Source organism: Pseudofrankia sp. EUN1h (genome assembly GCF_001854645.1).
In the GTDB taxonomy this organism is placed as follows: domain Bacteria; phylum Actinomycetota; class Actinomycetes; order Frankiales; family Frankiaceae; genus Pseudofrankia; species Pseudofrankia saprophytica.
In genome coordinates, this window is the sequence record NZ_MBLN01000019.1 from 1 (window position 1) to 6,293 (window position 6,293).

Sequence of the window (6,293 nt, forward strand, 5' to 3'; positions counted from 1 at the left end):
TGGGTGCAGCGGTTCACTCCGTTGCTGATCGACGCCGCCCGGCCGTGCCGCCACAGCCCGGCCGACAGATGGTTCACCGATGAGACGTATGTAAAGGTCGCCAGCCGCTGGACGTACCTGTACCGGGCGATCGACCAGTTCGGCCGGGTCATCGACGTCCTCGCCTCCGAGAAACGGGATCTCGCCGCGGCCCGCCGGTTCTTCACCCGGGCGCTGTCCCACGGCCGACGCCCAGTCGAGGTGACCACCGATCGGGCCCCGGCCTACCCACGGGTCCTCGACGAACAGGTGCCCGCCGCCCACCACGTCGACGCCCGGTACGCGAACAACCCGATCGAGGCCGATCATGGCCGATTGAAGGCGCGGCTGCGGCCGATGCGCGGCCTCAAACGGCTGAGCTCCGCCCAGGTGATCGGCTCCGGGCATGCCTTCGTGCAGAACGTTCGCCGCGGCCACTACGAACTCGCCACCGACACCGAACCCCACCAGCGGCTCGCGGCAGCCTTCACCGAACTCGCCCAGGCCATCTGACCAGGTAAACCACCGGCCCTTACCACGCCCCACGCCGGCTCAACGCAACACCGCCGGTGGCACTCCCGACAGCTTTCCGCTCCAGCCACGATCTCTGGTCAAGATGAGGCGTCTTCCGTCGCGCAGAGTCGCGAACTCTTCGATGCGAAAGTGCAGCGTGTTCATGGACGAGTTGTCTTTCCCCGAAGGCCGCGGCACCGCGGATGGTGTGCCGCGGCGCTCGTCCTCGGTCACATAGTCGCACCAGGCCCCCATTGCCACGACCACCGCATCCATGGAGATAGCATAGGCCGTCCTGGCAATCGACCACTTCCGAAAGTCGACGCCGGCGGAGCCAGGCGGCGCCTCATTCCCGGTGTCGCTCCCTGTCCGCCAGCCGACTGGTGGATCCGCACGTCGACGGGACCATCGTGCGAGCGGGCTACCCGGAAGCATCATCCACGACGCCATCGTCGATCGTTCGCCGAGCCATGCAGAATCGGGTACGTGGACTACGATCTCAACCGGCTGGGCGACCGAGAGTTCGAACATCTGTCGCAGGCGCTCGCGGTGTCCGAGCTGGGGTCGGAGGTGCACGTCTTCGGTGATGGCCCCGACGGAGGACGGGAAGCCTCGTTCGAGGGCACGTTCGATCTGCTGCGGGACAGAGTCAGCGGCGGTAGCTGGCAGGGTTACGGAGTGCTCCAGGCCAAGTATCGACGCCGGCCGGAGGGCGCGACGCGCGACGCCGGATGGTTCGTCGGCCAGGTCAGGACCGAACTCGAGAAGTGGTCGGACCCGGGATCGAACCGGGTCCGAGGAGGTCGGCGTCCCGAGTTTCTTCTGCTCACCACCAACGTAGTGCTCTCACCCGCACCAAGAAGCGGCGGGATCGACGTGGTAGATGCTCTCCTGGAGGGCTACGCACAGCGCCTCGGCCTTCGAGGATGGGAGGTGTGGCACTACGACAAACTTTGCCGCCTGATCGATGTGGCGTCTGGCGTCCGCACCGGCTACCGCCATTTTGTCACGCCTGGGGACGTCCTCTCGCGGCTCCTTGACCGCTTTCCCGAGAGTTCGCCGCCGACTCGGTCCGCGCATCCTTATCTACGCGAAGCCCACACTCCCCTGCCGGGCAGGTACCTTCCCGCACAGCTTCTCAACCCGCGCTACGGTGTCGTTCCGTTCCTCGGGCGCAGCCGCCTGTTGGGTGAGCTCGTGGAGTGGTGTGAACGCACGGACATATTCAGCGTCGCGCTCATCGTCGGACAAGGAGGCAGCGGAAAAACTCGTCTGGCGACGGAGTTGTGCTCGCACATGAGATCCAGACGCTGGGACGCCGGCATGGTCGACGCCCCGGCGTTCGCCAGAGGCCCATTGGTCGATAGTCCATCGCTGTTGGTGTTCGACTACTCGGACCAGGTGTCGGACCTTGTGAAGGAGGGCCTCGCGGCGCTGGCACATCGGCCGGCAGGACCTCCGGTCCGCGTGTTGCTTCTGGCGCGACATGCCACCGGCGCCTCCGACTCGTGGTGGTCTCGCCTCGCCGACGCGACCGACCAGACGGTCACGGAGATGGTAGACCTTCGTGTCACTCTGGAGGATCACCCTATGGACCAGGAGGAGCGGATGTTGCACGCCGAGCGCGCGACTCGGGCATTCGCTGACCACCTCGGGTCCTCTGCATACACCCCGCCCGACGTCGCCGGCGATGACTTCGCAAGCCCGCTGCTCGTTCACATGGCCGCGTTGCTCGCTGCGCAGGGCGATACCGTGAATCATCCGGCTGGCGGCCGGAGCACCCGAGAGACGGTCCTCGCTCAAATCCTTGGACGTGAGCGCAGAGCGTGGACAGCGCATCTGCCGGCGCATCGACTGGAAGATCTACATCCATCCCATGCCAATCGAGCGGTCCTTGTCGTCAGTCTCGTGACGCCGAGCCGGGCTGAGATCTTCGACCTGCTGAAGGCCTTCCCTGAATTCGCGGACCCGACTCTCCGTTCAAAGATCTCCGAATGGCTTTCTGCGGTATACCCGGATTCTTCGATAGGTCCGGATCTCCTGGCCGAGGAGCTGCACGCTCAAAGCGCCGACCTCGCAGAGGTCGTCTCGGCGATCTACCGGAGCCCTGCCTGCGGCGACAGGCATCTTGCGCGGCTCCTACAAGTGCTCGGGCGGGGGGCGGAGCGGAGGGAGCAGCCAGCCAGGGTTCTCGGCGACCTGTTCGCCGACCATATCCAGGAGCTGGTCGACCGGGCGCTGGCCAATGCGGACGGTGAACTCGCCGGCACTCTGAACGGCGCGTTGTGGATCTGTTGGCTGACATATCGCGAGCTCAATTTCATCGTAGCTGTGTCCACTACTGAGCACGCTCTTGGTCCGCACGGGGCCGGAGCCGCCGCACTGCTTGTCGGTCTCACCTACCTTCGTGCCTGCGCCACCCAGCTGCTGGCAGCCCGCGAGGGGCCGGAGATGCGTTCATACCACGTTGGGGCGCTGATCGCGCTTGGTGAAAGGTATGCGGACGCGGGCCGCTACGACGAGGCGCTCACAACTACCGAGGAAGCCGTTGTCGAGTTTACCAAACTGGATCCGAATACGACGGAGAACCTCGAACAGTGGATTCGTTTGGCTTTCCAACTATTCGGTTGCCTCAGCGTCCGCTATGCCCAGCTCGGAAGGCACGATGACGCGGTACAGGTGGGCGAGCTAGCCGACGGACTGGCCAGGGAGTTCACCCCAGAACGTGTTGCATCACCTAGTTCTCACGCCCAGCTACTGAGCTCCCTGGCTGGTAGCTATAGCGGGCTTGGCAAGCTCGACAAGGGTCTTGCGGCGGCCACCGAAGCCAAGAGTCTGTGCCAACAGTCAGGCGGCGACGATAGCGAGGAAATTCTCTCAGGTATTCTTTTCAATATCGGCTCTACGCTACGGGAATCCGGCCGCGACGCCGATGCCCTACGGCACTATCGAGAGGCGCTTTCCGGATATCGACGCCTTGCGGCCGAGGACGCCGCGGGCAAGTATCTGCCCGACCTTGCCCAGATCGAGCTCTCGATCGGCCAAACGATCCTTGAGATCGGACTGGGAAGACGTCGAGCCGGCGAGGAGGAAGCGGCGCGATCAGACTTCGCCGAGGCGCGCGTCGCGCTCGAGGAGGCGTCCGAACTATACTGGAAGCTTTCGCTGCAACTCCCCGACCGGTTCAACCCCGAGTTCAACCGCGCCCTGTGCGAGCTGGCTCGCTGTCATGTTCACCTCGGCTTCCCGGTCAAGGCCGTCGATGCACTCCGTGCGGCCGCAGGCCTACTTCCGGACGTCGAATCAATCAGGAATGGCCGGCGGTACCCCTGGCTGGAGAAACAGGCGGGGCACCTGGTCGATACCCTTAGCGAGCTCGGACTGGAATGCGACGACGTCCGCAGCGTCGCGCGCGACGTGCTGGAGCTCCTACGCGGCGCGGAAGCGGCATCGCCGGGCATTTTACTTCACCCACTTGCCCGATCCCTGCACCAGGTCGCCTACTTCGATGCGCTTGGGGGAGATGACGGGGCGATCCTTCTACTGGACGAGGCGTCGGCGACGTGGTCGGATCTCGTGTCACAGCTAGAAGACACGCCTGGTCCGGGACATGTCCGTGGAAGGTCGTCAGAGCAGGCACCCGTGAGTCGCGACGCGATCATGATGTCGTGGACTCGGACGCTCAGCAGCCTTACGTCGCTCTACAACACGGCCGGCCACTACAGTGCAGCCAGGGCCTATACCCGAAAGACGGTCGAAATCTGGCGCGAGCTAGCGAGTATTGACGGAGAGCATCGAGAATCCCTCGCGAGGTCCCTGGTCCAACTAGGGTATCTCGCTGAGTTGATCTTCATGGGAGCTGGCGTCCCCGCCTGCCGCGAGGCGCTCACCCATCTGCGTGCCTACTGTGCGGATCATCCGGACAGGGCCGCCAATACTGTTGGGGTTTTCCGCTCCATAGGGGATCTCTTTCAGATGTCCGGGCTGACGGCAGAAGTCGCCACGACCGCGGCGGACGTGCGACGTCTCGGCGACCCCGCAGAGGTACTCGGGGCGTCCATGAGATCCGACCGGGATCGCTGACAGGATGCGACCGCAGCGCTGCGTCCTCGTCAGCACAGCGACCGCCGCCCGCTGCCCCAGYGACCGCAGGCAGGCGGCCAGGTTGGTCGCCGAGGCCAGGGCAGGTATCCCCCCGTGTACCTGCTGTCATCCCGTGGCATGGCGGGTCAGGCTGGTGGGACGACACCGCGAACCCCGCGCTACGCCCGCCGACCTCGAGGCGTGGTGCCGGTCCACCCTGGCCCACGACAAGGTCCCCACCCACTGGCACCTCGTCGCCGACGCCCGCCCGCGCACCGCCACCGGCAAGCTCCTCAATCGCGAGATCCRCGAGCTGGTCGCGGTGGCGGAGCCCGGGAATCGCTGATCAGCAGTTGGTGAAGTACCAGTGGAAGAGGGCGCCCTTGATGCCCGTGGTCGGGGGCACGATGTCGCTGAGCAGCCACTCCTCGAAGGGCTCGATGAGCGCGCAGGTCATGGGCTTGGCGATCGCGGTGCCGGTCGTGCCGACGATGGTCACCGTGGTGATGCCGGTGGTGAGTACGGCCGCGGTGGCCGCCGCAAGCAGTCGTCGCTTCATGGTTCCTCCCTCGTCCTGTCTCGCCTTCTCGCGAGACCGCTGGAACCAGATCACCTCGCCGCCGTGTGAAGAACCGTGTTGTAGCGTGCCAGAACTCGATTCGGGTGCCTGGCCTGCGGTTTCGTTGTTCGGTCAGGCGGCTCGGTGGTATTCGTTGATCACGCTGCCGAGGATCTTGCGGCGACGGATCGGGCCGTCGAGGGGGGTGACGGCGGCCGGGTCGTGGTTCGGTGGGCGCTGGTCGCGCCCTTGGTGGGGCCGATGATCGTCGAAGTGGCGGGTGTACTCGTCGAGCACCGCGGCGGCGTGGCGCTCGCCGTACAGGATGATCCTGTCAGTGCACTCCTCGCGCACAGAGCGGATGAACCGCTCCGCGTAGCAGTTCGCCTGTGGTGTCCGTGGCGGCGTGCGCACGACCTGCACGCCCTCGGAGGCGAACACGTCGTCGAACGCCTGGGGGAATTTCGTGTCCCGATCGCGGATGAGGAACCGGAAGCGGCCGAGGCGTCCGTCCAGGTCCATGGCGAGGTGGCGGGCGGTGTTGCGTTGAGCCGGCGTGGGGCGTGGTAAGGGCCGGTGGTTTACCTGGTCAGATGGCCTGGGCGAGTTCGGTGAAGGCTGCCGCGAGCCGCTGGTGGGGTTCGGTGTCGGTGGCGAGTTCGTAGTGGCCGCGGCGAACGTTCTGCACGAAGGCATGCCCGGAGCCGATCACCTGGGCGGAGCTCAGCCGTTTGAGGCCGCGCATCGGCCGCAGCCGCGCCTTCAATCGRCCATGATCGGCCTCGATCGGGTTGTTCGCGTACCGGGCGTCGACGTGGTGGGCGGCGGGCACCTGTTCGTCGAGGACCCGTGGGTAGGCCGGGGCCCGATCGGTGGTCACCTCGACTGGGCGTCGGCCGTGGGACAGCGCCCGGGTGAAGAACCGGCGGGCCGCGGCGAGATCCCGTTTCTCGGAGGCGAGGACGTCGATGACCCGGCCGAACTGGTCGATCGCCCGGTACAGGTACGTCCAGCGGCTGGCGACCTTTACATACGTCTCATCGGTGAACCATCTGTCGGCCGGGCTGTGGCGGCACGGCCGGGCGGCGTCGATCAGCAACGGAGTGAACCGCTGCACCCA

Annotated in this window: 7 protein-coding genes; 3 read left to right on the forward strand and 4 right to left on the reverse strand. The window is 65.8% G+C overall.

What is annotated here, in order from left to right; all coding sequences use genetic code 11:
* Window positions 1–531, forward strand: a 531-nt coding sequence (locus tag BCD49_RS06410; RefSeq protein WP_071041269.1) for an IS6 family transposase, incomplete at its 5' end; no start/stop codon positions are given.
* 39 nt (window positions 532–570) lie between these two features.
* Here BCD49_RS06410 and BCD49_RS40325 read toward each other — a convergent pair.
* A complete protein-coding gene (locus BCD49_RS40325) occupies window positions 571–807 on the reverse strand; it encodes a hypothetical protein (RefSeq protein ID WP_083401291.1) in 237 nt (78 codons plus the stop codon).
* A gap of 210 nt (window positions 808–1,017) precedes the next feature.
* Here BCD49_RS40325 and BCD49_RS06415 point away from each other — a divergent pair, with 210 nt between their 5' ends.
* Both BCD49_RS06415 and BCD49_RS06420 read left to right on the forward strand, forming a co-directional pair.
* A complete protein-coding gene (locus BCD49_RS06415; protein ID WP_007515089.1) occupies window positions 1,018–4,614 on the forward strand; it encodes a tetratricopeptide repeat protein in 3,597 nt (1,198 codons plus the stop codon).
* A 154-nt stretch (window positions 4,615–4,768) separates the two neighbouring features.
* Window positions 4,769–4,960, forward strand: a complete 192-nt coding sequence (locus BCD49_RS06420; protein ID WP_071041270.1) for a hypothetical protein — start codon at window positions 4,769–4,771, stop codon at window positions 4,958–4,960.
* Here BCD49_RS06420 and BCD49_RS06425 read toward each other — a convergent pair whose 3' ends face one another.
* The 3 genes from BCD49_RS06425 to BCD49_RS06435 form a co-directional block, all read right to left on the reverse strand.
* Window positions 4,961–5,173 carry a hypothetical protein gene (locus BCD49_RS06425; RefSeq protein ID WP_007515086.1) on the reverse strand — a complete coding sequence of 71 codons (213 nt, stop codon included), beginning with the start codon at window positions 5,171–5,173 and terminating at the stop codon, window positions 4,961–4,963.
* A gap of 132 nt (window positions 5,174–5,305) precedes the next feature.
* Complete coding sequence (locus BCD49_RS06430) at window positions 5,306–5,695, reverse strand: integrase core domain-containing protein (protein ID WP_007515085.1); 390 nt, start codon at window positions 5,693–5,695, stop codon at window positions 5,306–5,308.
* Between the two features lie 67 nt (window positions 5,696–5,762).
* On the reverse strand, window positions 5,763–6,293 hold a 531-nt coding region (locus BCD49_RS06435), incomplete at its 5' end, for an IS6 family transposase (protein ID WP_071041269.1).